A 26,979-nucleotide genomic window follows, 5' to 3' on the forward strand; every position below is an offset into this window, starting at 1 on the left:
CATTAGGAGGCCATACTTATGAAAGAACAAGTAATCGAGCGATTAATACGCTATGCAAAAATTGATACACAATCAGACTTCACAAGCGAAACAACTCCTTCTACCCAAAAACAATTTGACCTGTTACATGTCCTGAAAGACGAACTTGCTGAAATTGGCTTAACAGAAATTACATTAGATGAAAATGGCTATTTATTTGCTTCATTAGAGGCTAATACAGATAAAGAAGTACCAACTATCGGCTTTTTAGCCCATGTTGATACAGCTACCGACTACACTGGCACAAATGTGAATCCACAGCGCATAGATAATTATGATGGTGGAGATATTCAGTTAAATGAACATTTAGTGATGTCCCCAACTGACTTCCCTGAGCTTAAAAATTACGTGGGTCAGACACTTATTACAACAGATGGCACTACGTTATTAGGGGCTGATGATAAGGCTGGTATTGCTGAAATTATAACAGCGATGGAATACCTCATTAAAAACCCTACTATTAAACATGGAAAAATTCGTGTAGCCTTTACACCAGATGAGGAAATTGGACGTGGCCCACATAAATTTGATGTTGCCGCGTTTGGAGCAGACTATGCCTATACAATGGATGGCGGACCACTTGGTGAGCTACAATACGAAAGCTTCAATGCCGCTGGCGTAAAGGTTGTTACAAATGGAACAAGTGTACACCCTGGTTCTGCGAAAAATAAAATGGTGAATGCTATCACAATGGCCATTGCCTTCCAAAATGAAATGCCTGCCGACGCAGTTCCTGAAAAGACAGAAGGTTATGAAGGTTTCATTCATTTAATGGGCTTTAAAGGGGCTCTTGAGCATACTGAGCTATCTTATATCGTGCGTGACCATGATCGTCAAAAATTCGAAGAGAAAAAACAATTAATGCTCGATACGGCTGCAAAAATTCAAGCACAATATGGCGAACATGCCCTAAGTATTACTATTGAAGATCAATACTACAATATGGGCGAAAAAATTGAGCCTGTAAAAGAAATTGTTGATATCGCACGTGCCGCAATGGAAAAATTAGATATTACACCAAATACCTTACCAATTCGTGGTGGTACAGATGGTTCACAATTATCCTATATGGGCTTACCAACACCTAATATTTTCGCTGGTGGCGAAAACATGCATGGTAAATTTGAATATGTATCTGCTGAAACAATGGAAAAGGCAACACAAGTTATTATTGAAATCGTTCAGCTCTTTGAACAACAAGCTAAATAGTCTATCTTATTTCTGATGAATTTTCGAGTAAGTTCAATGATTCTAGACTCACGCTAAAGAACAATACTCATCGTTACGAAGAAAGGCTTTTCCTTTCTTCGTCATTTTTTTAGCAATAATTACTGAATTTTCAATTTACATAAAGGGTTTAAGCTCTAAACTCAAATTGAGGTGAACGATATGAAAGAAATTGCCTTAGGCATTTTAGCTTCTCTTTTCTTTGCCGTGACTTTTATTTTAAATCACGCAATGGAAATGCAAGGTGGCAGTTGGCTATGGAGTGCATCACTAAGATTCTTTTTCATGCTACCCTTTTTACTTATCATTGTCTTTTATCGCAAAGGCTTTTCACAGCTTTCAGGTGAAATGAAAGCACAGCCTATAGCTTGGTTACTTTGGAGCTTTGTTGGATTTGTTTTATTCTATGCACCATTAACCTTTGCCGCAGCGTTTGGTCCAGGTTGGTTGGTTTCTGGCACATGGCAATTTACAATTGTTGCTGGTGTATTATTAGCTCCCCTCTTTGTTTCAGTTATTGCGGGTAAAACAATACGTCAAAAAATACCTTTCATATCTCTTCTAATTTCATGTGTCATCTTAGTAGGTATTCTACTTATACAAATACCTCATGCACAATCGGTTTCGTTTAGAAGTTTAATGCTCGGTATTTTACCTGTCATCGTCGCAGCATTTGCCTATCCTCTTGGTAATCGCAAGATGATGGAGATTTGCGGGGGACGGATCGATACTTTTCAACGAGTACTTGGTATGACCATTGCTTCAATGCCAGCATGGATCATCATAGCTATTTATGCCAGTCTTACAGTTGGACTGCCCTCAGCAAGTCAGATGTTCCAATCATTACTCGTAGGAATTAGTTCAGGTGTCATTGCAACAGTATTGTTTTTCATAGCAACCGATCGTGTAAGAGACCATCAAGGGAAACTAGCCGCTGTGGAAGCAACCCAATCAACAGAAATTTTATTTGTTATTATCGGTGAGGTTTTATTATTAGGTATTGCATTCCCTAGCCCTATTGCACTTGCAGGTCTGGGCGTCATCATCGTAGGTATGCTATTACATAGTTACTATACTATGATCATTGGGAAAAAAAATGCTGTTCAACAGAATATATCTTCCTAACAGTCCTTTTATGGGCTGTTTTTTTAGTAGGCGTAATAAATTTACCAACAAAAAAGACGACTCCATCCTATTAAATAGAATGAGTCGTCTGAGATTTTCACGTTCCCAAAAAATGAGGGGGGTTTTAGGAGCGTAATCATGAACTAGCAAACTTCTGGAGAAAAGTAGCTAAAGTTCATCCTCTCTACACTGTATTGTAGCGGAGGAATAATCTTTATACGATAATGATAATCATTATCAATTAAATTGTCAACAATAATCTAATAAAATTTTTCCCTTTTTTAAAAAGATTTTTTTAATGAACGACGGTACTGCCATTGCTTCAATTGAAAATGTAGAAAACAACCAATACAAAAACCTGCGATTGCGATAGATGATGCGATTGCAACCATGCTAGTGAAGATATGACCGATAACAGCCCAATTCAACATATAACCTAACAAGCCTACCCCTAAACAAAAGCTAGCAATGCTGGAATTAAATTTTTGCTGTTGTGCATCCTCTGGTATATAAGCAGATGGGGCCTTTTTTAGAAATAGCTTACCGACACGAATAATAGGGTTATAATGGCATATAATACCCAATAAATTTGCAGTCAGTGGAATGACTAGAAGCCATGTAACCCCTGTTAGCCATGTAAAGATAACACTTAAAAGAATGATCCATTGATTCAGTCGAACGAGTGGTCTTGGAATTGCATGAGGCACTAACATTCTAAAACCCACCTTTCAGATATGTTTAATTTATTTTACTGCATGACATTCCATTTGTGAAGCAAAATTGATTACTTTATAATGAAATTAACAGAGTTCAAAGGAAAAGAGGATTACCATGCCAGCTTTAACGATGGATCAAGTTCAACAATTAAATTCCTATAGCATCTACACAGCTGAACCTAAGCGGACTTTATTTACATTAGCTGATATACATAAAGATTTTTACCATCCTGATTTTTTGAACCTCATGATGGGTATAACAGATGCCGCAACAGAAACGGCCGCTATTTCTCATTTTGCTCGCCGCTATGGTATGTTCTTTGCTATGCAATTTTATATGCTTGCCGCTTATGATGAGGTATGGGATGGCAAGCCACTCGAATTACGTTTCGATGCTGCAAAGGAATTCAATAGCTTTACCGTTGCCATGTTCGCCAATCCAAATGATTGGCGTTATGTTGAGGAAGATGAACGTCAAGCGGTCATTGAGAAAATCCTTTATGATGGCCATGTGATTGTTCAACAGCTTCGTAAAGTAACATCGATTTCCCCTCTTACCATTTGGGAAAACTTCTTTGGTTATTTGCTATGGCACTATCATGTTTTGTTATCTAATCCAGGCTTGGCCGATCAAGCCATGGACGATATTGAAGCTTTAGAAAATCCAGAAACATGGGCACGCTTCTCAAATAAATCTTGGTGGGCGCAATATACAGGCTGTCAGAGCCCTACGAATTTAATCAATATTCCTGTTAGAAAATCTTGTTGTTTTTCTAAAGATATCCCTGGTTTAATGGCCTGTGGCTTTTGTCCAATGAAGAAATAATAGACTCTCGTAAAAAAGCCTTACCCTCCACCAATTTATGCGAAGGGTAAGGCTTTACTTTATTTTTCGTATACAACAAACCAATCATTGTTTTCTTCAAACATCCTCGTACCAAGAAAGCCTTGTTTTAGCAGTTGCTGTTGTGCGGCTGTATCCCCCATTGATATTATTTGTTTGTCAGTAAATACTGGGGACAATTCCTGTTGTAAGTCTTTATAGAAAATATAACGGAGCTTATCAACATATTTAATTTTCAAGCCTTTAATAACGAGATCTTGCGAAAATTTATCTTTTAAACTTGGTATATTATATGGCTTTACAGTGGAGCAAACATAATCATATTTTTCTAAATCAATCGCATTCATTACTACTGTAGCCAATGTTTTTTGTAAGCCATAACCTCGATATTTCGGTGAAACATTCGATATTTCTTGATATAAAACACGCTGAAATTCATTTTCCGTAATTCCACAATCATAGCCTAGATGTTCCTCATCAATAGGCGGATTTAACAGTGCTCGAAAGGCAATTAATTCGTCCTCTACATAAGCACCAATCATCATACCGTTGCCATTTAGAATATATTCAAATTCCTCTGTACTTAAAGGCTGCAAGATACTTTGATCTGCTAATGCTTCATAAACTTCAACCTGTAACTCCTCAATTTGTTGTAAATGCTGAGGCGTTAATTTTATGACAAAAAACGGCGTCTTATCAAGCATACCTTCATAAATCTTTTCCATATTACGCCTCCTTAGGCTGTTACAACAGTTGAGAACTTACATAGTTCCTGGATTACATCCTCATCCACTTCTACACCTAGCCCAGCCTGTTCATTTAAGCAAATAAATGGAACATCATAATGTAGATTCCCTACATCTTTAGAGAATTTTAGCGGGCCTGTTAACTCTACACTTGTCATAATTTTCTTAGAGAATGCTACATGAAAACCTGCAGCAGAGCCAACAGATGATTCTACCATGGAGCCAATTTGACATTCAATTCCCGCCATCTCTGCCATGACAGCTAGCTTCATCGCAGGGTAGATGCCACCACACTTCATTAACTTAATATTTACTTTATCAGCGGCACGCTTGGCAATAATTTCACGCATTTCACGTACACCACGAAGTCCTTCATCAATCATTAATGACACATCGGATTTTGATTTAATCTCAACCATTCCATCAATATCTTCACTATCTACCGGTTGCTCTAACCAATCAATGTTTAAATCCTTCATAGCACGTAAACCCTGTAAGGTAGTAGACGCATTGCCCCACCCTTGATTTACATCCACTCGGATAGCAATATCTTCACCTACACGTTCACGTACTGCTTTAATGCGTGCAACATCACGAGTTACCTCTGTGCCTACTTTCATTTTAAAAGAACGATAGCCCATTTCTACTCGATTAGCAGCCTCTTCTGCCATCTCTTCAGGCGTCCCAATACTTAATACATGGGTAATTGGGAATTTGTCATGATAACGTCCACCTAAAAGTTGGTATACAGGGACTCCTAATGCTTTCCCAGTGATATCGAAGCAAGCAATATCAAGTGCTGCTTTTGCAGCTGGTACGTCTTTTACAATTTTATTCATTTTTTCGTGCAGCTTTTCAAAAGCCATTGGATTTTCTCCAATAACCGCAGGAGCAAGTTGATGTTTTAGCACAGCATATGTGCTTTCCCATGATTCCCCTGTTACATGCTCATCAGGAACTGCTTCCCCGTACCCCACAATACCTGTATCGGTAGTCACTTTTAAAATAATAGAAGGCATTGTATCATATGTAGCATAACTAATGATAAATGGATCAATTAGAGGTAAATGTATTGCAAAGATTTCTACTTGTTGGATTTTCATCATAATCAATCTCCCTTGTCGTTATATATGTCGTTAATACGTCGTTAAATATTTAAAAAAATAGAAAAGGAACGATGCCCATGTCTACCAAAATAGCGATTATTTGTTCTAAAGCATTTATGAATCGTATTATTAGTATCGCACAAAACATAGCCGATGTTCAATTAGAATTTTATCTTTACAACCACCCATCTGAAGCACCAACTTTAATGAAGCAAATTAAACCATGTGACGCACTGCTATTAGGAGGAACATTACCCTATTTACATGCCCAGTCATTACTTTCGGAAATCCCAATACCATGGAATTATATTAAACAAGATGAAACAGCCATTTCTACAACACTCTTATCACTAGTAGCCAAACATAGTGTAGCAATCGATAGAATTTCCATTGATGTCATGAATCCAGCATTCGTTGACAATGTTTTAACAGAAATAGAATATACCGGACCTAAGCCACATGTTCAGCATATATCGATTACAGAACCAACTGAACATATTTTACAGCGTCATATCACCTTGTGGAATGCCAAAAGTATAGAATTTGTCATTACAAGTATTCATAGTGTTTTCGATGAATTACAAGCACTTCACATACCCGCAATGCGTATGCTAGATACTACAAATTCTATTCTGCAATGTCTAGAAGAAACTAAATCCAAGTCATTACTAACCAAATCCGAAGCCTTTAAAGCCGTTGTCGGTCTATTAGAAATTCAGGGGGATTCTTCAATCGAATCAACTATTTTAAATCAAATTGCTAAGGCTACCTTTTCAACGTACAAGCAAATTGCTGCCCACACCTTTGAGCTCTACACAACCGCAGGTCATTTACAAAATGCACTAGAAAGGGAAAGCTTAGAAGAACTAATACAACAAATCGAACAACCATTTAAGCTAGCATTCGGTTATGGTTACTCCATTTTGGAAGCAACACAAAATGCACAGCAAGCTTTAACATTTACGAAGCCTTTCGAGATTTTCATTCTTGATGAACATAAAAATCTATTAGGACCTTTTCCGAATTCAGAAGGTAAAGTGTCTTTAAAAACAGATGATCCCTACGTTTTACAAATGGCTAAGCTAACAAGCCTCAGTCCATTAAATATCTCTAAACTAATCAATTTCAGCCATGATCGACAATCCGCACAATTTACATCACAAAATCTTGCTGAATATCTTCAAGTTACACGACGAACAACCGAACGTATTATCAAAAAATTAGTTGATAATGGTTATGCAAACGTTGTCGGTGAGGAAATGACCCATCAACAAGGTCGCCCTCGTACCATTTATGAATTGAATTTTGCGACCTACTAAATGATGGCATCAAAAGAAAAAGGAATTCTCGTAGATAAACATGTATCTACGAGAATTTTATTTTAATCTGCAATCGCTACATTCTCAGAACTTTCTAGCTCTAATTCTTTTTTACGCTTCTCAGCTTCTGCTATTTCCTCTGGTGTTAATTTAACAATGGCAAATCCAATATATCCATAAATGATGGAGATAATAGGTACAGCAAAATTAAGAATGGCATATGGTGCGTACTCCATAGCACTTACACCTAAAGTAGCTAGAATAAATACACCACAAGTATTCCAAGGGAAGAAAACAGATGTTAATGTTCCCCCATCTTCTAATGCACGAGATAGATTTTTAGAATGCAAACCACGTTGTTGATATACCCCCGCAAACATACGTGAAGGGACAACAATTGAAATATATTGCTCAGAACAAGTTGCGTTTGTTGTTACACATGCTGCAATAGTTGAAGCAATAAGGCTTCCAGTAGACTTAGCAAACTTCACAATTACGTTCATAAGCGCTTTTAACATTCCTGAATACTCTAAAATACCACCAAAAGTCATCGCTACAATGGTCATTGAAACCGTATTCATCATTGAATCTAAACCACCACGGTTAAATAAATCATCCACCATGTGATTACCTGTCGAGATTTCGAATCCAGCTTGCAATGCTTGTACAGCACTTGCGGCTGAACCACCTTGTACAAAAATTTGCAGTAAGAAACCTGAAACAATACCAATAATTAAAGCTGGAATTGCTGGCACCTTTTTAGCTACTAAAACAATAACACCCACTGGTACAAGTAATAGTAAAGGAGAAATGACAAAGCTTTCTTCCATCACTTTTAACGTTGTTAAAATTTCTTCTGATTTCATGGAAACATCTGCAAATTTTCTACCGAGAATTCCAAAAACAACAAGCGAAATAATTAACGCTGGAATTGTTGTATAAAGCATATGCTTAATATGCTCAAATAAATTAGTACCTGTTAAACCTGCTGCTAGATTCGTTGTATCTGATAGTGGTGACATCTTATCTCCAAAGTATGAACCTGAAATAACCGCACCAGCAATCATAGCTGCTGGAATACCCATACTTAAACCAATACCCATACCTGCGACACCAATTGTCGCCATCGTTGACCATGAACTACCAATAGCTAATGACACGATTGAACATAACAGCATGATTGTCACTAAGAACCACGCTGGAGAAATTAATTTTAAGCCATAGAAAATCATCGTTGCTACGACCCCGCCGCCAATCCATGCCCCAATTGTCAAACCTACTAAAATAATAATGACAATGGCGGGTAATGCCAGTCGTATCCCCTTATACATCATTTCTTCAATTTCTGACCATTTGTATCCATGCATTTTGGCAACAATTGCTGCTACAGTTGTGCCAACAAGAAGAGGTACGTGAGGACTTTGCTCTAAAACAACTACTGTAATCAACATTGTAATAATCATAATTGCAAAAGTTAGTAGTGCCCAACCTGCATTAATATCCTTTTTCATTCTTCCATCCCCTTTTTTTGCACCAAATCCCATTTCGGTTTTTCAAAGACGCAAATAATTTTTTACGTTTTTTAGCTTAATATTCAAAAAATTAAAAGTCAACGCAAAAAATTTATGCCTCTCTAGCAAATCCCTTTGTTTTAGCGTAATAAAACGTTTTCAAGTAGCAATAAAAAGCAATGCAAACCCTTGAATATCCATACATTTAAGAAAATGTTCATGCAAAAAAAGCTATATGAAAAAATAAATTACATTTTTTCATATAGCTTAAAAATTATTTTTTTATTCAGGTTTTTTTTCTAATACACAAGCAAGTACTTTTGCAGCATCCATTAAAGCACTACGATCAAATGTCATCTTAGGATGATGTAATCCTGGCGTTAGGTTTGCCCCGATTCCAATCATCGCTGCTTTTAATTCTGGCTTTTTCACTGTATAGAAATGGAAATCATCACTACCTGGTGTCGTTATTTCATCCGCTAAATGTTCTTCACCTAAAGTTTCAATGATGGCAGCCTTCGCCATGTTTGCCGCAATTGGTGAAACTTCAGCACCTGGCGTAAAATCAACCCAATTCCAAGTCATATCAATTTCAAATTGTTGCTGTATTGATGTTAAACCAAACTCAATTTTGCTGCGTAGCAATTCGAGCTGTTGATTGTGCTGTGCTCGAATATCCATTGAAAAGCTAGCATTGCCCGGAATAATGTTTGTACTACCTCCATCTGCGATAATTTTCGTTAATTTAGCAGAATGTGGTTCAAATGGTGATAAATGAATGCTATGTAGCATTTGTTGCACAGCCACAATGACGTCAATCGCATTTTTACCTTGGTGAGGTCTAGCACCATGCGCATCAATGCCTTGAATAGTCCCCTCTAAAAAATAAGCTGCACCATGATGGATTGCTGGCGAAACTTTACCAAGTGGTAATTCTTCAATTGGTCTTAAATGGACTCCAAATAAATGTGTTACCCCATCAACCGCTCCTCGATCGAATGCTGCACATGCACCATTTCCTAATTCTTCAGCAGGTTGGAAAATGAAACGCACACGATGTTGCAATGGGCGATCCTTCAGTAGTAGTAATGCACCAAGAACCATTGTCATATTGGCATCATGTCCACAAGAATGATTCGCTTGCCATTTTCCATCAACTTCTTGCCATAAAGCATCGATATCAGCGCGGACTGCAACTATTTCTTCACCTGTTCCAATTTCAGCTATTAACCCAGGTATGTCACCTAGTAAACGATAACTAATCTGTAATTCATCCAGTATCGAAGCGATTTTCTTAGTTGTCTCGAACTCCTTCCAGCTTACTTCTGGATATTTGTGAAAATGATCAAACCATTGATAAATCGTTTCTTCTACTGTTAAAGCTTTTGACATAACTACACCTCTATACGCATTTTTGTTTCCCATTATACATGAATCTATTTCAGAAAAGTACATATGCCTTAAGACCTAACTAAAATAGTAAAGGGATGTATTTCATTATTATGCTCCTAACAAGCCGTTTATAAATAGAGGTGCAGAAAGTAATGGGCTATGTTAAAAGTTATCATCACTTTCAACATAGCCCATCAAATATTCATTATAAACTTGTAAAAAACCCTTCTGGATATTCTTCATAATGTACCTTCACCATTTGCTCCTCATTTTTTTCTTCCTCTTCATAGAAATCAAACTCTTGATCCATTAAATACGTTTCAAATTTTGAATTTAACAATTTCCCCATTGTATCACTCCTTATTTGATTGAATTTTCTGATAAAAGAATTATACAATAGTAATTTAGCAAAGTGCAATAAATAATACACATTATGCATTATAAATATAAAACTGATCTCATCATTAGATAGAACACCATTTTATTCCATATAATAAAAAACTGCATCTAATAATTATTAGATACAGTCTTCCACATCATTTTATTGAATTACACCGCAAGCAATTCTTGCTCCAGAATTACCTGCTGGATCTGTTTTATAATCGTCAGCTGATTCATGAATAACAATAGCACTGCCATCGCTATCTAATAACGAATTTGGTTGATCTTTTTGTAAAGTCAATCCCTCAGCTAGGAAATCTAAATCAACATTACCATCCTCACCAATCTCTAAATTTGGTAAATCCCCTAAGTGATAGCCGTTTGGATTTAATTTACCATGCTCTTTATTAGTTGGATTAAAGTGTCCACCAGCCGATTCAAATTTAGGTGGTTCACATTTCCCTACTTCATGAATATGAATACCATGTGTGCCTGGCGGTAAGCCAGTTAAGGCCAGCGTCATTCTAACGCCATTATCCTCTTCTTGAAAAAACGCATTCCCATAGCTTTCGTTATTTGCACCAATCACTTTTGCAGTAGCCGTTAAGGGGGACGTCGCATTTACAGGTAACTTTTCTTCTTTATTAAAGAAACTACAACCACCAACAAAAACTAATAAAGAAATGCCAATTAAACTTATTTTTTTCATAAAAAATTCCTCCTCTATTTCTGATGATTACCAACTTACCCAGTACTTATGCACAAAACAAATAAATACGACCTCCTCCTCTCCTAGGAAAAAGGAGTATTTTTAATCTCTGTACATCGTTTTTAGTATGAAATATTTTTGCTGAATCAAAAAAGGACTTCCCAAAGCTTGAGAAATCCCTTTTCATAGTTAATCTAAAATTTTTACTGTTACGTGTTTCACACCCCATTGGAGTGCTTGTCCTTCAGTAGGAATAAATACATCAATTTTATTACCCTTAATAGCTCCCCCTGTATCAGCTGCTATCGCTTCACCATAGCCTTCCACCCAAACTTTTGTACCAAGAGGAATAACTCTAGGGTCTACTGCAATGACTTTTAAGTTGGGATTAGATCTAATATCTGTGCCATTTGCGGTAATACCTGAACAACCTTCACAATAGGCCGTATATGCAGTCGCACGCATTGTCAATGTTTTACCAGAACCAGTTGCTGGAGCACTTGCCGGAGCACTTGCTGGTTTAGTTGTAGTCGTTGTAGCAGGTTTTGCAGCTGCAATTCCCTCAGAAGTTTTGGGCTTTGGTTTTGCAGCCGAAGCCTTAATAGCCAATGACTCACCAGCTAAAATTAAATCTGAACCAAGGTTATTCCATGCTTTTAGTTCATCAACCGTCACATTATTTGTACGAGCGATTGAAAATAATGTGTCACCGCCTTTGATGACATATTCATCTTCATTTGCCGACTCTGTTTTTGTTGTCGTGTCCTTCACTAAATCCAGCTCTGGATAGAACCACAACGACTCCATCTCATTTAGTTGCTGGAATTCTCCAACCGTTAAATTATAAATCTCAGGAATTGCCCATAGTATATTGCCTGGTGATTTGTCCTTCGCAGAGGAAGGACTTGCATACAGACTCAAACCAAAGGTCATCGCTACTGCTAAAGCTAATGCTTTTTTCTTCATGTTTAGTAATACCTCCATCATTTTATTATTTGTTGCAAATCTGCTGCTAGCACGCTAGAGTTGAAAGCTCTACTATGACAGCAACCATAAGTTTGCAAATTAATAACTCAGGGTTATCCGCCTGATATTAGGAATTATTACTATAAAAACGGAAAAATATACAATTTCAATTAATTTTTTAGTAATTCGCAGATTTTGAGGGTGAAAAATCTATAATTTTGTAGCACAGTTTCGGACTTTTTTATATTAGATATTTGCTATTTTTAGCCGATAAATAAAGAAAGGGGGGAATGTAGAAATGGAAATTAATTCACTCATGTCATCACAGCTGATGGAACTTCAACAAACCGTACAAATGAGCGTAATGCAAAACGCACTCAATTTGAACACATCTACAGCTATTGAATTATTACAAGATCTACCTCAGCAAGTTCCTACACATCCATACAAAGGATCAAGAATAGACATCTCAGTCTGATAATGCAGCTATATTTAGCGGAAGGTGGTCCTTATATGATCCGGGTAATTGTGATGGACGATGAACCATTAGCTCTTGTTAATATAAAAAAACATTTAAATGCATTTGATGACATTGAGGTCATTGAAACGTTTACTACAGCAAAAGACTTACTGATAGAAGGACCTACCTTAGACTTTCAAGTAGCCTTTTTAGACGTTGAAATGCCAGGTATGAGCGGTTTAGAAGTTGCACAACTAATAAAAACATGGGACAAAAACATCTGTATCATTTTTGTAACTGCCTATCGAGACTATGCTGTTCAAGCATTTGATGTACAATCTCTTGATTACTTATTAAAGCCGATTTCGAAATCTCGCTTAGAAACGACGATTAATAGAATTCAAGAGCTGTTCCAGAAAGATCTAACATTAGCAGCTCAAACTCATCAAAAGCCTTCGCTTACGATCAGATGCTTTGGAGAATTTGTCGTTTCTTATGAAGAAAAAGCAATTCATTGGAGAACGATTAAAACAAAAGAATTGTTTGCCTTTCTTTTTTTACAGCTTCATATGCCAGTACCTCGTGATACCATCCTAGATACACTTTGGAGTGATACGGATATTAAAAAGGCAAGAGTCCAATTGCATACTACCGTTTCATACTTGCGTACAACGCTTTCATCGTATGGTTACTCTGATGTGATTGAATATACGAATGGCTGCTATATTTTGAAACTAGAGGATTTTCAATGTGATGCCCATGATTTGGAGTATATTTTAAATACTAAAGCAGAAACAGGAAGATTGGATATCGAGAAGGCGGAGGAGCTCATCCAAAATTATCATGGTGAGTTTATGGCGACATTGGACTATTCATGGACTGCCAGTAAAGCTAACTTAATGAATAAACAATTTACTCAATTACTCGATGAATTGATTCATTATTACACTAAAAACCAGAATTTTAAAAATAGAGAACGTTCATTATTGTTAGCTTTAGAGTTAAATCCATATTCCGATAAAACTGTTCAGCTATTAATTCGGCATTACACTGAGATTGGTAATCGTGCTGAAGCCATAAAAATGTATCATTCTTTTAATAGCCTTTTATTGTCAGAATTAAATGTATCACCCACTCAGGAGACAACAGACCTTTTTCAAAATGTTGTACAGGCACAAGCAAAGGAGCTTGAAAAAAGTATATAACCCATCATGTTGAGGATAGGAAAAAGCATGCTAGTGTACAGTACTAGCATGCTTTCACATTATTTAACAATCATTTGTCTCATATTTCTAACTACACATAAACAGTTACGTCCTGATTGTTTAGCTTTATACAAAGCATGGTCTGCAATTTCTATCAATTGGTTAGGACTCTGGATATTTGGTGTAAAAGCCGTAATTCCAGCAGACATGGTTACGGGTCTACCACATGCAGTTTCTTGTAAGGCTTGCTTAATCCGTAGACTTTCTGCTAATTGTACAGCATCATCTATGTTCATTGAAGGCAGGATGACCATAAATTCTTCTCCGCCATATCTAAAGCAAAAACCTTGATCCCCCACACTGTTTTGCATATTAATAGCAAAGGCTTTTAAAACTTCATCCCCTACTGTATGACCATATGTATCATTTATACTTTTAAAATCATCTAGATCTATTAAGATGATGGCATGCGGGACCTTATCTACAATCAATTCATGTAAAGTTTGATCCATTCTTCTGCGATTAGGGATTCCTGTTAATGAATCTAAGTTTAATTGCTCTGTTAAATCAGAAATTTTACTTTGCGAGCAAATCACCATTTTTTGTACATTGTTTTTCAACAGCTTTGCTTCATAATACCAATCAGCAATCTCCTCAGTCTCCTGGCCCTCTTCACCTACTTCAATTTTTGTTGAAAGATCTTTTAGAGGCTGTGTAATTTTGATAGCTAACCATATAGCTAGGCCCAACACAGCTGCTACAACTATGATGATTGGGGTAATAATTTTCTTAAAAAACAAACTAAAAGAAACCATTCTTTCATCAAGTAAAGTATCAACTACTTGTTCCATATACGGTTCTAATGAATGATCATTTGTCTTAGCACCTTGTAAATAGTCTTCCGTAATTGTAGAGACTTCCTTTACATAGATTTCTTGCATGTCTGTTTTATTTTCCTTCAAAATTTCATTAAAATTTCGATAGCTACTCCAAATACTAATACTAGATGTCGCGAGTACAACGACAATCGTCATACTAACAATAAGAAACGATAACTTTAACTTGAATTTACCCACAATAGATCATTTCTCCCATTGAGATGATTTTTTCGTTAAATCTTATCTATGTTTCAACTCAAAATTTAATATATTTATTCAATCATCATAAGCCATATCTCTTAAAGAAAACTTAAAAACTAATGAGATTTTACTTTTTTCAGATTAATAGGAAAAAAATCGATAGTACTACGACCTCCATATAGTTCTATTTATATAGGTTTAAAGTATTCTTTTACACCCCTTCATATTTCCTTTTTTCCAATTCCATGGCATGGTAGATGAAGTTATTTAAGAAAAACATTAGGAGGGAAAATGGCTGTGTTGAGAAAAACGACTATCCGACATCTACTTATTATAATTGCCATTTTTATAGCCCTTACTTCTTTACGATTGCTATGGTTAAACTATTTCCTGCCCTCTAATCATCAGCCTAGTGCCCAAGGTGGTATTGTAGATCTGAACAATCGGGACCTTTTGAATGAAGAAGTTCTTTCTTTAAATGGCGAATGGCTCTATTCCCCTGGACAGTTCGTCAATCCTGAAAATAAAGGAAATAGTCAAAAGACAAATATCGAGGACCATACTATCCAAACTCTTCCTACACTAAAAGGCGGGAAAACAATTCACCCCTATGGTACTTATCAACTAAAAATTCTGCTACCTAATCTTGCAGATAACAGCCGATATGCCATTCGTATTCCTGCTATCTCAACCGCCTCTTCCTTGTATATAAATGGCGAACTTGTAGGACAGTCAGGTAAAGTGGCAGATAACAGGCAGGATCATAAAGGGCAAGCTGCACCCTACACAGTTTATTTTACAAATACGCATTCTGAAATTAACATCATGCTTCATGTATCTAATTTTGATACATCTAAAAGCCCAATTATTAATAAAAGGATTTCATTCGGCACTGCGTCAGCGATGACTCATCATCAATTAATTACAGGTCTATCTCTTTCAACAATTGTCGTTATGCTAATACTGTTTGCTCTTTTTAGCATACTTGTATTTCTGTTCATCTATAGGAAACCTATCGTTTTACTATTTACATTTGGCTTTCTACTACCCTTGGCAGATGAATTAATTACGTTTGATCGCTCTCTGCTAGATTGGTTGCACCTTGATTATGTATGGTCCTATAAGCTTTCTTCTATTATTTTTCTCGGAGCCTCTTTTTTCTTTGTTCAATTTATGAGAGTCCTCTTGGTTAAATATCACAGCACTAAAACATTTCAATGGATTGTTGCCTTTTATGTACTAGACGCTGTATTCATTATAATTTTACCAATGTCGTGGCTGGTACCTACTAAAATGATTTTCTTTGTACTTTATCTAGTGTCCTTTCTCTACGTCGTGGTACTGGCTCTTAGAGAGTATTTAGAAAACCAAAAAAGGAGCTCTGCTTTTATTGCTCTAACAGCTGTTGGTACAACAAACGGTATTTTATGGGGATTAATCAAATCTATTTACGTATTTGACATACCTGTTTATCCATTTGATTATTTATTTGTTATGCTCGGTTTTTCTAGCTATTGGTTTAGACGTTTTCATGAGAACTCCCAGCAAATCCAAAAGTTAGTCGCAAAACTACAAAAGGAGGATACTTTGAAAGATGAATTTCTCACAAGTAATGCACAGAAACTGTGGAGTCCGATGAATAGGATGATTACCCTAGGTCAGTCTATTTATGATAATCCGAAGAATAGACTTGTAGCTGAAGATCATCGAAATCTTAAACATCTGATTGATATAGGGAGAAGTATGTCCTTCACATTAAACGACATACTGGACTATACCCGCTTAAAAGAGGGTAATTTACATCTTCATACACAAAGTGTAAACCTTCAAGGTGCTGTTTATGGGGTCTTTGATATGCTTCGTTTTATTATAGATGGAAAGCAAATACATATGGTATCATCGGTACCTCGAAATTTCCCAAATGTGTTAGCTGACGAAAATCGTCTTATTCAAATCCTTTTTAACCTTTTGCATAATGCGCTAAAATATACAAGTGAAGGCTCTATAGAAATTACCGCTCGTGAGGAACAGCATATGGCCATTATCCACATTCGTGACACTGGACAAGGAATGGACGATTTTGTGAAAAGTCTTGTGTTTACACCTTATGAACAAGGTCAAGAACATGATGAAGGCATTGGAATTGGGCTTCTCATTTCAAAAAAACTAATTGAGTTACATGGTGGTACGATGCATATACAATCTGTTCAAAATAAAGGATCAGACATTTATTTTACATTACCGCTTGCAGATGAAAGTAAACAGAGCGAACATACATCCTACATGTTTCAAGATAATACTCAGTTACCAACTATAGAACAAGGGCTGTCCACAGTATCAGAAAAGCATTTCAGTATTTTAATGATTGATGATGATCCTACAAATTTAACAACGATGAAAAGTATATTTTCGAAGTCTGAATACAAAGTTACTACTGTTACAAGCAGTGAGAAAGCTTTAACGCTCATTCAGCAAGCCTCATGGGATTTGGTGATTGTGGACGCAATGCTGCCCTATATTTCAGGCTACGCTGTAATCGAAAGAATACGAAAACAATACTCATTGCTCGAATTACCTATCTTATTACTAACAATAAGAAAGCACCCTGAGGATGTTTATACAGGCTTTGCCTATGGGGCCAATGATTATGTAACAAAACCTATTAATGCATTAGAGTTAAAAGTAAGAAGTCGCGCCTTAATTGATTTAAAATACAGTATTCAACAACACTTACATTTGGAAAGTGCCTGGCTTCAAGCTCAAATCCAACCACATTTTTTATTTAATACGCTCAATACGATTGCTTCTCTTAGTACCATTGATACTGATAGAATGATTGACTTAATGCACCATTTTGGTGAGTATTTACATGCCAGCTTTGATGTTCGTAATCTTCAACGAGTTGTACCGCTAGAGCACGAGCTCGAGTTAGTTCACTCTTACCTTTACATTAAACAACAGCGATTTGGGGAATTAATTCATATTGAATGGGATATTGATGAAAATATAGAAATTGAAATACCCCCCATTTCTTTACAGACTTTAGTTGAAAATGCCATTCGACACGGTATTTTAAAAAAGACAGAAGGCGGTACTGTTTGTATCCGTATTAAAGATTACACAACTTATATAGCCATTAGCGTGATTGATGATGGTGTGGGAATTAGCCCTAGTCTATTAGAGGAATTACAAGCAAATCACGAAACTGCATGCTCTGGTATAGGTATACGAAATACGGATTTACGCCTTAAAAGAATTTATGGTCAGCGATTACAAATTCAAAGTACAGTCAATCAAGGCACAAATGTAACCTTCCATATTCCCAAAAAATAATAAATAAGAGTCATTACATCCTCTTTCCGAGTTTGGAGTGGCTCTTATTCCTTATTTCAAATTACAATTCTTCTATAGATTTAAGGGAATCAGGGTACATTATACATATAGAATGAAGAAAGGAAGGATCGATAGATATGTACAAAATATACATAATAGAGGACGATGTAAATATTGCTTCACTAATCGTTGAGCATTTATCCAAGTACCAGTATGAATGCTATCCTGTCCAACAATTTCAGCACATTATCGAAGAATTTAATGCCATTCAACCCCATCTAGTCATTATGGATATCAATCTCCCAACCTATGATGGCTATTTTTGGTCACGAAAAATTCGTCAGCTCTCAACCTGCCCCATCATCATTGTTTCTGCCAGAGTAAATGATATTGATCAAGTATATGGTATTGAAAATGGGGCTGACGACTTTATCACGAAACCTTTTTCATTAGACGTCTTTATGGCAAAGGTTAATGGATTACTCCGACGCACATATGGTGAATATGCTTCAACCGAAACAACTACCATGACCATAGCTAATACTACATTAAATCCAGATACAGTTCGTCTTCAGGCAGAAGGTAATGAGAGCCTGTTAACATTAAAAGAAATGCAGCTAAGTAAGCTATTATTTGAAGCCTATCCCAATGTTGTGCCTCGTCAAAAGCTACTAAGTGCTATTTGGGATGATGAAGCCTTTGTAGAGGAAAATACATTGTCCGTGAACATTGGTCGACTACGTAGAAAAATGGAAGCAATCCACTCACAACTTGAGATTAAAACCATTCGTGGTCTAGGTTATCAATTAGTGGAGGAAGGTAAATGAAGCTATTCTTTCGAGAACATCTAAGCATTCTTATTCTCTATGGCATAAGCTTTCTGCTATTACCTTGGATTATTCATACTTTAGATGACCTTGCGTCACACTATGGCTACTTTATCTTTCTTGCCAGCTTTCTGTTTAGTATATGGCTACTAGGTCGTTATTATCGTAGACGAAAGTTTTATAAGCATCTACAGAAAGATATCCACACACAGGAGGATCTTCATCTGTTTGAACCACGTGCACCAATTGAACAAGTTTATAGCGAAAGATTGAGACAAATACAGTATCTATTTTTAACTCAGCAACAACAATTAGACGAACAAGCACAAGAAAAGCAATTGGTTCTATCACATTTTGCACATCAAATGAAGACGCCATTATCTGTTATTCAATTAATTGTTCAATCCGCATCCAACAAAACTACTGAAGAATTACTACAATGGCAAATCGTTAATAAAGAATGCGATAAACTGACATTTACACTTAATCAGCTATTAACGTATGAGCGCACATCTCATTTAGTAGCCGATTTAAAAGTTGAACCCATTGTTTTAAAGGAACTAGTGCAGGAGGTCATCAATGATTTGAAGGATTACTTTATCATGAATGACATTTTTCCAAAAATGATGCTTGCTGAAAACCATATTATTTATTCAGATCGAAAATGGTTAAAAATTGTACTTTATCAAGTGTTCAATAACGCCATTAAATATAGTGACATAGCAAGCACAATTCAAATTCATTATGACAACGCCACTTTACACATAAAAAACTATGGTGAAACAATCCCTACTAGCGAAATATCACGAGTGTTTGATTTATTTTATACGGGTATGAAGGGGCGAACGAGTGGCGAAGCAACAGGTATAGGATTATATTTAGTGAAAAAGATATTAACTACATTAGATCACCCCTTCACTCTTCAATCCTCTGACCGTGTTACGACTTTTTCCATAAATTTTTCAAACAGCCAAAAAAAATAAACATAGGAACTGTGTCAGCCAAGAGGGCTTTTTCTACTATGACGTCATCCTTTTTCAACATGAACGAAGATGACAACTTTGTCATCTTCACGTCATCAAGCGAAATAGGTTATATCCCGCTCCTTTTTTATACTAAAGTTATCTAATGATCATAAAGGAGTTGTTTCAAGTGGGGAATACAATACTTCAAGTAACCAATTTACAAAAAGAATATATCGGTGAGCTCACATATAAAGCGTTAAACGGAATTGATTTTCAGCTAAGTCAACAGGAATTCGTAGCTGTCATGGGTCCTTCTGGTAGTGGAAAAACAACATTTTTAAATAGTGTATCTACTATTGATCGGCCTACTGCTGGTGATATCATCATCAATAATAGAAATCCCTATGTCTTAAATGATGAAGAACTCGCCCAGTTTAGACGCTCTGAACTAGGCTTTGTTTTTCAAGATTTTAATCTTGTGCATACACTAACAGTGAAAGAAAATATTTTATTGCCATTAACATTAGATAGCTTTCCTGCACCCAAAATGCGTCAGCGCTTAAAGCATGTCGCTCAATTTCTTGGTATCGAGGAACTGTTACCTAAACGTATTTATGAAATTTCAGGTGGACAAAAACAACGAGTAGCCATAGCTCGAGCTGTTATTCATGAGCCTAGCCTATTGTTAGCAGATGAACCTACAGGAAATCTAGATTCAAAGGCGGTCAATGATGTGATGAACTTATTTACCTCCATTAATCACGAGCTCAAAACAGCTATTCTCATGGTGACCCATGATCCTTATGTAGCCAGCTTCGCCAATCGAATTATTTTTATGAAAGATGGCAAGTTGTATAATGAAATACATCGTGGCAACAACCGCAAGCAATTTTACCAAGAAATAATGGACACGCTTGCTTTTTTAGGTGGTGGGCATCATGAGCTTTAATCACATCGTCCTTCAAAATATTTTACGGGACAAATGGACATACGTTTCTTATTTCTTAAGTAGCATGTTTTCCATTATTATTTTCTTTTTATTTTCTGTGATCGTCTTTCATCCAAGTCTGAAAAGCTTAGACCCCGATTCGACACTTGGTATCTCACTGATGTTAGCTAGTATGCTCGTTTATTTATTTTCTTTTATTTATATCACCTATTCAATTATGGCGTTTTTACGCAAGAAGACCAAAACGCTAGGAATATTTATGATTACGGGAGCTTCCATGAAGCAAATTCGTAAGCTTGTATTCCGAGAAAATTTGTTAATTGGCATTTTAGCTATTCTATTTGCGATCGTTCTCGGACTTGTCATTACGCCACTTTTTTTAATGGGGGCCAAGGTTGTTTTAAAGGCAGAAACGTTTGGTATGTACATCCCTCTACAAGCAATTGGCTTAACGATTGGTTTATTTCTGATTTTATTTGTGGTGATATCGACAGTCATAACGAGGTTCATTAATAAAGAAGCATCTATTCAGCTCTTAAAAAGTGATACGATTATCGAAAAATCGATTAAGCCGCATTATGTGTTGTTCATTTTAAGCATAATGATAACTGGTATATTAGCGTACTTCTTAAAAACCGAGCATGCCATTGTAGACACGCTAGGTATTCTCTATTATCTGTTATTTTTCACTAGTATTCTTTGTACAATTCATTTAGTCATCGCACAGGGCTTGAGGCTATTTTTAAAAATATTTGAAAGGTCCCCTGCCTATCTTCGTAAAACGAATATGCTGTTGGCATCCAATTTAAATGCAAAAATGAAATCACATGCAAATATGCTGTTTCTAGTCACTATCCTATTAAGCGGTGTCTTTCTATGCACTAGCATTTTATTTAGCTCTTATTACAATGTAAAAAAGGATAGTGAAGAAAATTACCCGTATAGCTTTCAATACATTGCTGATCCAAAGGCTGACGACAATATGGTAAAGGCTGATCTTGATTATCTTGAAAATAATCTATCATCGGTTCGTGCACAAAAGTTTTTTATTGAATTTAAATCAAATGAGGATCAACGCATTGGCTATATGGCATTAACGGATTATAACCTGTTACAACAACAGGAAAATGTCCTACATCAAAATGAATTTATTGCTGTAGCAGGAAGTCGAGGTGTAGCGACTATAACAGACAATGCCAGTGACCCGTATATAAAGTCGTTCAAACTTACTAAAACGATTGAGCAAAATCTGCTATCTACTGGTTTCCAGCATAGTTATTTCATTGTACCTGACAGCATCTACCAAGCCATAGACTACCCAGTTTATAAAACCTATATTTATGAGCTAGACAACTGGGCAGCCCATATAGAATTGGCGAATATAATTACTAAAAACATACCATCTCTACCTGGAGAACGTTATGTTACTTCCAAAATTGATTTGTATGACACGGAGATGTTTATCAAAAGCGTCATGTTCTTTATAGGCTCTATGTTAAGTTTAATTTTCTTAAGTGCTGCCATGAGTATACTGTATTTCTATTTGCAAACTACATTACTACAGGAGAAGGAAAAGTATATTGGCATCCGTAAGCTAGGGCTTTCCAAAAAAGAATTAGCTACCGTTATTGCCAAAGAGTTAGCGATCCTTATATTTGTGCCGTTCACTATTGCCATTATGCTATTGCTGACGACATTATTGTCTATGCGTACAATGGTCTCTACGGCATTTTTACAGGTTTCCATGGCTAGCTCTTGCTGTTTCTTTGTGCTTTTCCTCATTAGTTACCTATTTATTCGTAAAAGCTATTTTAAACGCCTTGTAAGCTAAAGAGGCTGGACCACAACTTTGGCCATCACGCAATCTAGATACAATTAACAAATAGATATACGCAGAAAACCCGAACTATGACAAGACACTAATTGTGTTTTGTCAAATAGTCCGGGTTTTATTGGCTAAAATCTTTTTGTTCCATGCTCTTTTTACCAGAAAATCGGCTTTGCTACCATTAACCAAAGCATGATAAGCAATAATAAAATATACATCCACGTTTTACGCTGTAAAAGAGAAACAAATTGTTGTTGATTATAAGAAGGCGTATTAAATGTACGTAACGTCGGTTTAAACGCTCTAGCTAAAAATACAATGGATGCAAACATCACAAGGAAGGTCATGACAATCCATGAAGTATTCCAATGATAGCCTGCATACCACATTAGCAAAATACCTGAGGCTACTAGGACATGTCCTGAATGTTTAACAATAGCAATAGCCCCTTTAAACGCTTCTATATATGGTGGCATTTCATCATTGGAAGCTGTGCGCATTTTTTTAACAATCGTTAACACAACGAACAAAGGCCCAATCGAAAGAACGGCACTTAAAATATGTATATAAAGAAGAAGTGTATAAATGGAAAACATGATGTGTACTCCCCTTTTCATCAGTCCTCTACATTATAGCACCCAACCTAAGTCTACTTTATCAGCAATTGTGAATCCTTTGTAAACACAGCTTGAATCATTGTTAAATTGTTTGAAAACTGCACAAAGAGGGTATTGTTTATAGTAACATGCATTTATAGAACAAAAAGGAATGATTTTTATAGGAATTCATCAATTTTTTACAAACCTTAATGACTTAGAGCGTATCATTCGCTGCCCTGGTCGCTTCAAGTTCGAAGAGCATAATGTGGCTGCCCATTCTTGGAAAGTCTCACAATACGCAATGTTCTTCGCAACATTAGAAGAAATGAATGGAGCAGAAGTGGATTGGAAGTCCTTATATGAAAAAACCATCAACCATGACTTTGCTGAAGTTTTTATTGGAGATATAAAGACCCCTGTCAAACATGCGAGTCCAGAGCTAAAGCAAATGCTAGCACATGTGGAAGAAAAGATGATGGAAAAATTTATTATCAATGAAATTCCACAAGAATTTCAGGCTATATTCTTTGAACGGATGAAGGAAGGTAAGGACAACACGTTAGAGGGGCGTTTGCTCGAATTTGCGGATAAGCTCGATCAATTTTATGAAGCTTTCGCTGAATTAAAGCGTGGCAATACTGACAAAGAATTTGTCTATATGTACCAATCAGCCCTTTCAAAGCTTTTGGCGATTCCACTTGAAGCAACAGTGCAATATTTCCGCACAGAAATTTTAAAGGATGCAGTAAAGGAAAAAACGCATATCGATATTCAAGCCTTAACAGATGAAGTACTAAAGCCAAATAAATAAGATGCATGTACAAGTTTTCCGATTGAAAAATTCACGGAAGGCTTTTTTTATTTTCTAAAAAAAATCGTATAATGAGAGGACATGGATTGGAGGGAAAGTATTGTCACAGGAATGCTCGATTGTAGAAGATTTAATACCTCTTTATAAAAAACAAAAGCTCCAAGCACCGACGATAGAATTTGTAGAACAACATCTAACAACTTGTCAGCAATGTCAGCGGCTAGCCCATTCACAGCCAACTCAAGATGAATACTTACCCATGAAAAGAACATTATCCTTTTTTCACATCATATTTATTGTGTTATCTTTTATGTTTGCCATTAATTCATCCTTACTCGGCAATCAAAAGGGCTTTGTTATCTCATATGCACTTTTCGGTTGTCTTTCTTACCTTTTCTATAAAAACATCTGGATTGTCTTTATCATAAGCTCCGTGCCTGTATTTGTTTGGGCTATCATTAATAATCTAAATAATGGGCTCTATATTACAACCTATTCCTTCGCAGAAATAGGAGCACTCGTGATTGCAGCCGGCTACATCGCTCTTTTACATACAATTTTCGCCTTATTAGGTGCTGCTTTTGCCATTCTACTACGTAGGGTTTTTCAATAAATAATTATACAAAAAGCACCTTAAACTGATTTCTAAAGTTTAGGTGCCTTTTGGTTTTTATGCTTTTTTCACGAATTCTGACTTTAATTTCATAGCACCAAAGCCATCAATTTTACAGTCAATATTATGATCGCCTTCTACAAGACGAATACTTTTTACCTTTGTCCCAATTTTTAAAGTGGAAGAACTACCCTTCACCTTTAAATCCTTAATAATGGTAACTGAATCGCCGTCAGCTAACAGATTGCCATTTGCATCCTTTACAATAAGTGCATCCGACTCCTGTTCTGATGCGTTCATACTCCACTCATGTGCACATTCCGGACACACATAGTTTACGCCATCCTCATACGTATATTCAGAATGACATTTTGGACAATTTGGATAAGCTGCCATTTCCGCTTCCTCCTTTACATATTTTCTAGGAAAATCCTCTTTATGCTCCTATCTTTACATAATCAATCATAATAAGTAAAGACTGTTCGTATTTTCCGTTCGTATTTGTGAAAAAAATATGAAGCAGTGGCACCATTTTGAAGGTATTTCTAGATGTCGATTACACCATTTGGAACACTTGCCCATTGACTAATTTACAGTAATCATCTTACTTGCATGTTCGTCGATCATGCTTTATTATATCCATAAAGGCTGCATTGTTCGTATAATATTAAGTTTTAACCTTTAAGCTGTAAAAGGGAGTTTTATTATTGGAGTTGGAATGACGGGCCTCACACTACGGTGCATGAGGATAAGCAGGAAAACTTCTGCGAACACCCACTTTGAGGAGTGGTGGTTTAAAACTTTCTATAATAACTACGGCATACGCGGCTTTTACTTAAATAGTGTTATATCAAGGTTTCTACAGCATCTTAGCCAAATTGGTTAAGGTGCTTTTTTCATCCCAAAATAGCCAATGGGGTTAAATTGGGGTTAAACCTCATTATAATTATTGGAAATTAAAACTAAACACTTGTTTATCTCCGCACAATATACACTCTCATGCGAGGCTCAATATACATTTTTTTATCAACAGGTTTACTAACAATCGTGGATGCCTTTTTGAATTTCATTCCCTCATATTGGTCCTCTAAATCGAAAATCGATAATTGCCTTTGTTGCTCCATATATTCAAAATGAGTCATCTTCGATCTCCAACCTTTCTAATACTTCTCTTGCCATATCTCCACCATCATGTACAACTACAGATTCCATATATTCATCAGAATTGTAGCTATACTCTTGTAAATAATTCCTTTCATCTGCATAAAATTTCAACGCTTCTATCAACACTTCTAATTTATTCATTATTAATCCCCTTTCACCATTCAAGCCAGTTTTCTAAGTTTGGTCTACTACATATTTCCGAACGACTATCTCTATCCTCTAGCCAGTTATAGAAAGGTACTGGACGCTCTCTATTAGCTGTTTCTTCTATAGATGATGAATTGCTAAGCTTCACACTAGAACGCTTCACAGCCTTGTTATACGCTCCTACAAATACGGCTCTTAATGTGCTTGTTACTGTCAAGATGCCCTCTTTAATATCCATAGCGATTTTAAATAGCACGTTCTTAGCTTTTATCAAGTCAGGTGCATTTTGAACCTGAGCAGCTAATACAACCTTGTGTAATTCCTCTTTCAAGTTATCAGCTAATGGCAGGCTATTCATGAAGTCGAATAACATCACCTGATACTCGTTCATGTATTCCTTACAAGCTTCTTTTACAGCGTGAGCATTATTATATATTTCTTGTAAAGTGCTTGTTTTAAAAGATAAATGATTAAAAGATTTAGATGATTGGTTTTCTGTAAAAGTTTCAGAAACCGCGTCATTACTGATGGCCTGAGCTGTCTCTCGTTGGGACACGCTCGATGGGACATAAGGTAGAATGCGATAAATACTAGCTCCCTTGATGCCGTTTAATTTCGTTCCTGGTACTTTCTCGATGATGCCTAAATCCTCTAACTTTTTGACACTCCGATAAACTGTCTTTGTGCTGATCTCCAATGCTGCAGCAATTGTGGCAGCTTTCAAATGACAAGCTCCTGGGTGCTCTAAAGCATGACTAGCAAGCTTGAAAACGATGGCACGTTCTGATTCTGTTAAATCGTAGTAATGAACTGCCATGTGATTTTCTACAGCTGTGTCCATGTCTGCTATTGAATCAAATGTTGTGTATTGTGCTAAATATTCAAATGCCATCGTTTTCACCTCGCTTTCTAATTCCG

Annotated in this window: 27 protein-coding genes and 1 other RNA gene; 14 read left to right on the forward strand and 14 right to left on the reverse strand. The window is 36.3% G+C overall.

All coding sequences use genetic code 11. From position 1 onward, the window contains the following. The first annotated feature begins 18 nt into the window (after nt 1–18). Nucleotides 19–1,248 (forward strand): peptidase T, encoded by a 1,230-nt coding sequence (pepT, locus tag MHI34_RS05110; protein ID WP_036117782.1) that lies wholly within the window; start codon nt 19–21, stop codon nt 1,246–1,248. A 180-nt stretch (nt 1,249–1,428) separates the two neighbouring features. Then, nucleotides 1,429–2,391 carry a multidrug resistance efflux transporter family protein gene (locus MHI34_RS05115; protein ID WP_036117785.1) on the forward strand — a complete coding sequence of 321 codons (963 nt, stop codon included), beginning with the start codon at nt 1,429–1,431 and terminating at the stop codon, nt 2,389–2,391. A gap of 281 nt (nt 2,392–2,672) precedes the next feature. On the opposite strand, the gene MHI34_RS05120 is transcribed toward MHI34_RS05115, so the two are convergent. Beyond that, nucleotides 2,673–3,104 (reverse strand): DUF4395 domain-containing protein, encoded by a 432-nt coding sequence (locus MHI34_RS05120; RefSeq protein WP_342504178.1) that lies wholly within the window; start codon nt 3,102–3,104, stop codon nt 2,673–2,675. A gap of 118 nt (nt 3,105–3,222) precedes the next feature. On the opposite strand from MHI34_RS05120, the gene MHI34_RS05125 reads away from it, so the two are divergent. Beyond that, nucleotides 3,223–3,933 carry a Fe-S oxidoreductase gene (locus MHI34_RS05125; protein WP_036117844.1) on the forward strand — a complete coding sequence of 237 codons (711 nt, stop codon included), beginning with the start codon at nt 3,223–3,225 and terminating at the stop codon, nt 3,931–3,933. Between the two features lie 59 nt (nt 3,934–3,992). On the opposite strand, the gene MHI34_RS05130 is transcribed toward MHI34_RS05125, so the two are convergent. Both MHI34_RS05130 and MHI34_RS05135 read right to left on the reverse strand, forming a co-directional pair. Continuing rightward, nucleotides 3,993–4,676, reverse strand: coding sequence for a hypothetical protein (locus tag MHI34_RS05130; protein WP_036117848.1), 684 nt, complete (start codon nt 4,674–4,676; stop codon nt 3,993–3,995). An 11-nt stretch (nt 4,677–4,687) separates the two neighbouring features. Continuing rightward, complete coding sequence (locus MHI34_RS05135; RefSeq protein WP_036117901.1) at nt 4,688–5,800, reverse strand: dipeptide epimerase; 1,113 nt, start codon at nt 5,798–5,800, stop codon at nt 4,688–4,690. 80 nt (nt 5,801–5,880) lie between these two features. On the opposite strand from MHI34_RS05135, the gene MHI34_RS05140 reads away from it, so the two are divergent. Further along, nucleotides 5,881–7,122 carry a hypothetical protein gene (locus tag MHI34_RS05140; RefSeq protein ID WP_271912201.1) on the forward strand — a complete coding sequence of 414 codons (1,242 nt, stop codon included), beginning with the start codon at nt 5,881–5,883 and terminating at the stop codon, nt 7,120–7,122. A gap of 62 nt (nt 7,123–7,184) precedes the next feature. Here MHI34_RS05140 and nhaC read toward each other — a convergent pair whose 3' ends face one another. The 5 genes from nhaC to MHI34_RS05165 form a co-directional block, all read right to left on the reverse strand. Then, a complete protein-coding gene (gene nhaC / locus MHI34_RS05145; RefSeq protein WP_271912200.1) occupies nt 7,185–8,633 on the reverse strand; it encodes a Na+/H+ antiporter NhaC in 1,449 nt (482 codons plus the stop codon). 282 nt (nt 8,634–8,915) lie between these two features. Continuing rightward, complete coding sequence (locus MHI34_RS05150; protein WP_036117856.1) at nt 8,916–10,025, reverse strand: amidohydrolase; 1,110 nt, start codon at nt 10,023–10,025, stop codon at nt 8,916–8,918. Between the two features lie 205 nt (nt 10,026–10,230). Continuing rightward, nucleotides 10,231–10,374 (reverse strand): hypothetical protein, encoded by a 144-nt coding sequence (locus MHI34_RS05155; protein ID WP_170829843.1) that lies wholly within the window; start codon nt 10,372–10,374, stop codon nt 10,231–10,233. Nucleotides 10,375–10,566: 192 nt separating this feature from the next. Continuing rightward, complete coding sequence (locus tag MHI34_RS05160) at nt 10,567–11,115, reverse strand: superoxide dismutase family protein (RefSeq protein WP_036117859.1); 549 nt, start codon at nt 11,113–11,115, stop codon at nt 10,567–10,569. A gap of 189 nt (nt 11,116–11,304) precedes the next feature. Next, a complete protein-coding gene (locus MHI34_RS05165) occupies nt 11,305–12,081 on the reverse strand; it encodes a 3D domain-containing protein (protein WP_036117861.1) in 777 nt (258 codons plus the stop codon). A gap of 298 nt (nt 12,082–12,379) precedes the next feature. Between MHI34_RS05165 and MHI34_RS05170 the strand changes: the two genes are divergently transcribed. Further along, the gene (locus tag MHI34_RS05170) at nt 12,380–12,559 is read left to right on the forward strand and encodes a YjfB family protein (RefSeq protein WP_141905175.1); all 180 of its coding nucleotides are present in this window, start codon (nt 12,380–12,382) and stop codon (nt 12,557–12,559) included. Between the two features lie 35 nt (nt 12,560–12,594). Next, complete coding sequence (locus MHI34_RS05175; RefSeq protein ID WP_342504179.1) at nt 12,595–13,746, forward strand: response regulator; 1,152 nt, start codon at nt 12,595–12,597, stop codon at nt 13,744–13,746. A gap of 59 nt (nt 13,747–13,805) precedes the next feature. On the opposite strand, the gene MHI34_RS05180 is transcribed toward MHI34_RS05175, so the two are convergent. Next, nucleotides 13,806–14,822, reverse strand: a complete 1,017-nt coding sequence (locus MHI34_RS05180) for a GGDEF domain-containing protein (RefSeq protein WP_036117870.1) — start codon at nt 14,820–14,822, stop codon at nt 13,806–13,808. A gap of 294 nt (nt 14,823–15,116) precedes the next feature. Here MHI34_RS05180 and MHI34_RS05185 point away from each other — a divergent pair, with 294 nt between their 5' ends. The 5 genes from MHI34_RS05185 to MHI34_RS05205 all read left to right on the forward strand — a co-directional run bounded on the left by MHI34_RS05185 (nt 15,117) and on the right by MHI34_RS05205 (nt 22,730). Next, on the forward strand, nt 15,117–18,158 hold the full coding sequence (locus tag MHI34_RS05185; RefSeq protein ID WP_342504180.1) for an ATP-binding protein: 3,042 nt from the start codon (nt 15,117–15,119) through the stop codon (nt 18,156–18,158). A 137-nt stretch (nt 18,159–18,295) separates the two neighbouring features. Further along, nucleotides 18,296–18,985 carry a response regulator transcription factor gene (locus MHI34_RS05190; RefSeq protein ID WP_036117873.1) on the forward strand — a complete coding sequence of 230 codons (690 nt, stop codon included), beginning with the start codon at nt 18,296–18,298 and terminating at the stop codon, nt 18,983–18,985. After that, nucleotides 18,982–19,968, forward strand: a complete 987-nt coding sequence (locus MHI34_RS05195) for a sensor histidine kinase (RefSeq protein WP_036117876.1) — start codon at nt 18,982–18,984, stop codon at nt 19,966–19,968. Before MHI34_RS05190 ends, MHI34_RS05195 begins: the two co-directional genes overlap by 4 nt. 145 nt (nt 19,969–20,113) lie before the next feature. Then, the gene (locus tag MHI34_RS05200; RefSeq protein WP_197413021.1) at nt 20,114–20,899 is read left to right on the forward strand and encodes an ABC transporter ATP-binding protein; all 786 of its coding nucleotides are present in this window, start codon (nt 20,114–20,116) and stop codon (nt 20,897–20,899) included. After that, the gene (locus tag MHI34_RS05205) at nt 20,889–22,730 is read left to right on the forward strand and encodes an ABC transporter permease (RefSeq protein ID WP_342504181.1); all 1,842 of its coding nucleotides are present in this window, start codon (nt 20,889–20,891) and stop codon (nt 22,728–22,730) included. Before MHI34_RS05200 ends, MHI34_RS05205 begins: the two co-directional genes overlap by 11 nt. Before the next feature lie 152 nt (nt 22,731–22,882). On the opposite strand, the gene MHI34_RS05210 is transcribed toward MHI34_RS05205, so the two are convergent. Then, a complete protein-coding gene (locus MHI34_RS05210; RefSeq protein ID WP_036117885.1) occupies nt 22,883–23,323 on the reverse strand; it encodes a DUF2269 family protein in 441 nt (146 codons plus the stop codon). A 172-nt stretch (nt 23,324–23,495) separates the two neighbouring features. On the opposite strand from MHI34_RS05210, the gene MHI34_RS05215 reads away from it, so the two are divergent. After that, nucleotides 23,496–24,137: a YfbR-like 5'-deoxynucleotidase gene (locus MHI34_RS05215; RefSeq protein WP_080717022.1), complete on the forward strand. Its 642-nt coding sequence runs from the start codon at nt 23,496–23,498 to the stop codon at nt 24,135–24,137. Nucleotides 24,138–24,237: 100 nt separating this feature from the next. Continuing rightward, nucleotides 24,238–24,750, forward strand: a complete 513-nt coding sequence (locus MHI34_RS05220; protein ID WP_101966956.1) for a zf-HC2 domain-containing protein — start codon at nt 24,238–24,240, stop codon at nt 24,748–24,750. 57 nt (nt 24,751–24,807) lie between these two features. Here the strand turns inward: MHI34_RS05220 and MHI34_RS05225 are convergent, their stop codons facing one another. Continuing rightward, nucleotides 24,808–25,146 (reverse strand): zinc ribbon domain-containing protein YjdM, encoded by a 339-nt coding sequence (locus MHI34_RS05225; protein WP_036117890.1) that lies wholly within the window; start codon nt 25,144–25,146, stop codon nt 24,808–24,810. 246 nt (nt 25,147–25,392) lie between these two features. Between MHI34_RS05225 and ssrS the strand changes: the two genes are divergently transcribed. After that, a non-coding RNA gene (gene ssrS, locus MHI34_RS05230) (6S RNA) lies at nt 25,393–25,585 on the forward strand. Between the two features lie 139 nt (nt 25,586–25,724). Here the strand turns inward: ssrS and MHI34_RS05235 are convergent. From MHI34_RS05235 to MHI34_RS05245, 3 genes are read right to left on the reverse strand one after another with little or no spacing between them, the layout of a single operon-like run. Then, entirely contained in the window at nt 25,725–25,892 is a 168-nt protein-coding gene (locus MHI34_RS05235) for a hypothetical protein (RefSeq protein ID WP_342504182.1), read from the reverse strand. Beyond that, entirely contained in the window at nt 25,879–26,055 is a 177-nt protein-coding gene (locus tag MHI34_RS05240; protein ID WP_158499501.1) for a hypothetical protein, read from the reverse strand. The genes MHI34_RS05235 and MHI34_RS05240 overlap by 14 nt, the downstream gene beginning before the upstream one ends. Nucleotides 26,056–26,068: 13 nt before the next feature. Beyond that, nucleotides 26,069–26,953: a helix-turn-helix domain-containing protein gene (locus tag MHI34_RS05245; RefSeq protein WP_342504183.1), complete on the reverse strand. Its 885-nt coding sequence runs from the start codon at nt 26,951–26,953 to the stop codon at nt 26,069–26,071. Nucleotides 26,954–26,979 lie beyond the last annotated feature (26 nt).

Source organism: Lysinibacillus sp. FSL L8-0126 (genome assembly GCF_038630385.1).
Lineage (GTDB): Bacteria > Bacillota > Bacilli > Bacillales_A > Planococcaceae > Lysinibacillus > Lysinibacillus fusiformis_D.

What these genes read in the sequence shown, in the direction of transcription:
- MHI34_RS05135 (WP_036117901.1), bottom strand. Translation starts at nt 5,800, where the DNA reads ATGAAAATCCAACAAGTAGAAATCTTTGCAATACATTTACCTCTAATT.
- MHI34_RS05120 (WP_342504178.1), bottom strand. Translation starts at nt 3,104, where the DNA reads ATGTTAGTGCCTCATGCAATTCCAAGACCACTCGTTCGACTGAATCAA.
- nhaC (WP_271912200.1), bottom strand. Translation starts at nt 8,633, where the DNA reads ATGAAAAAGGATATTAATGCAGGTTGGGCACTACTAACTTTTGCAATT.
- MHI34_RS05210 (WP_036117885.1), bottom strand. Translation starts at nt 23,323, where the DNA reads ATGTTTTCCATTTATACACTTCTTCTTTATATACATATTTTAAGTGCC.
- MHI34_RS05205 (WP_342504181.1), top strand. Translation starts at nt 20,889, where the DNA reads ATGAGCTTTAATCACATCGTCCTTCAAAATATTTTACGGGACAAATGG.
- MHI34_RS05245 (WP_342504183.1), bottom strand. Translation starts at nt 26,953, where the DNA reads ATGGCATTTGAATATTTAGCACAATACACAACATTTGATTCAATAGCA.
- MHI34_RS05160 (WP_036117859.1), bottom strand. Translation starts at nt 11,115, where the DNA reads ATGAAAAAAATAAGTTTAATTGGCATTTCTTTATTAGTTTTTGTTGGT.
- MHI34_RS05240 (WP_158499501.1), bottom strand. Translation starts at nt 26,055, where the DNA reads ATGAATAAATTAGAAGTGTTGATAGAAGCGTTGAAATTTTATGCAGAT.
- MHI34_RS05185 (WP_342504180.1), top strand. Translation starts at nt 15,117, where the DNA reads ATGGCTGTGTTGAGAAAAACGACTATCCGACATCTACTTATTATAATT.
- MHI34_RS05165 (WP_036117861.1), bottom strand. Translation starts at nt 12,081, where the DNA reads ATGAAGAAAAAAGCATTAGCTTTAGCAGTAGCGATGACCTTTGGTTTG.
- MHI34_RS05235 (WP_342504182.1), bottom strand. Translation starts at nt 25,892, where the DNA reads ATGACTCATTTTGAATATATGGAGCAACAAAGGCAATTATCGATTTTC.
- MHI34_RS05215 (WP_080717022.1), top strand. Translation starts at nt 23,496, where the DNA reads ATGATTTTTATAGGAATTCATCAATTTTTTACAAACCTTAATGACTTA.
- MHI34_RS05115 (WP_036117785.1), top strand. Translation starts at nt 1,429, where the DNA reads ATGAAAGAAATTGCCTTAGGCATTTTAGCTTCTCTTTTCTTTGCCGTG.
- MHI34_RS05130 (WP_036117848.1), bottom strand. Translation starts at nt 4,676, where the DNA reads ATGGAAAAGATTTATGAAGGTATGCTTGATAAGACGCCGTTTTTTGTC.
- MHI34_RS05195 (WP_036117876.1), top strand. Translation starts at nt 18,982, where the DNA reads ATGAAGCTATTCTTTCGAGAACATCTAAGCATTCTTATTCTCTATGGC.
- MHI34_RS05200 (WP_197413021.1), top strand. Translation starts at nt 20,114, where the DNA reads ATGATCATAAAGGAGTTGTTTCAAGTGGGGAATACAATACTTCAAGTA.
- MHI34_RS05125 (WP_036117844.1), top strand. Translation starts at nt 3,223, where the DNA reads ATGCCAGCTTTAACGATGGATCAAGTTCAACAATTAAATTCCTATAGC.
- MHI34_RS05150 (WP_036117856.1), bottom strand. Translation starts at nt 10,025, where the DNA reads ATGTCAAAAGCTTTAACAGTAGAAGAAACGATTTATCAATGGTTTGAT.
- MHI34_RS05155 (WP_170829843.1), bottom strand. Translation starts at nt 10,374, where the DNA reads ATGGGGAAATTGTTAAATTCAAAATTTGAAACGTATTTAATGGATCAA.
- MHI34_RS05225 (WP_036117890.1), bottom strand. Translation starts at nt 25,146, where the DNA reads ATGGCAGCTTATCCAAATTGTCCAAAATGTCATTCTGAATATACGTAT.
- MHI34_RS05170 (WP_141905175.1), top strand. Translation starts at nt 12,380, where the DNA reads ATGGAAATTAATTCACTCATGTCATCACAGCTGATGGAACTTCAACAA.
- pepT (WP_036117782.1), top strand. Translation starts at nt 19, where the DNA reads ATGAAAGAACAAGTAATCGAGCGATTAATACGCTATGCAAAAATTGAT.
- MHI34_RS05140 (WP_271912201.1), top strand. Translation starts at nt 5,881, where the DNA reads ATGTCTACCAAAATAGCGATTATTTGTTCTAAAGCATTTATGAATCGT.
- MHI34_RS05190 (WP_036117873.1), top strand. Translation starts at nt 18,296, where the DNA reads ATGTACAAAATATACATAATAGAGGACGATGTAAATATTGCTTCACTA.
- MHI34_RS05175 (WP_342504179.1), top strand. Translation starts at nt 12,595, where the DNA reads ATGATCCGGGTAATTGTGATGGACGATGAACCATTAGCTCTTGTTAAT.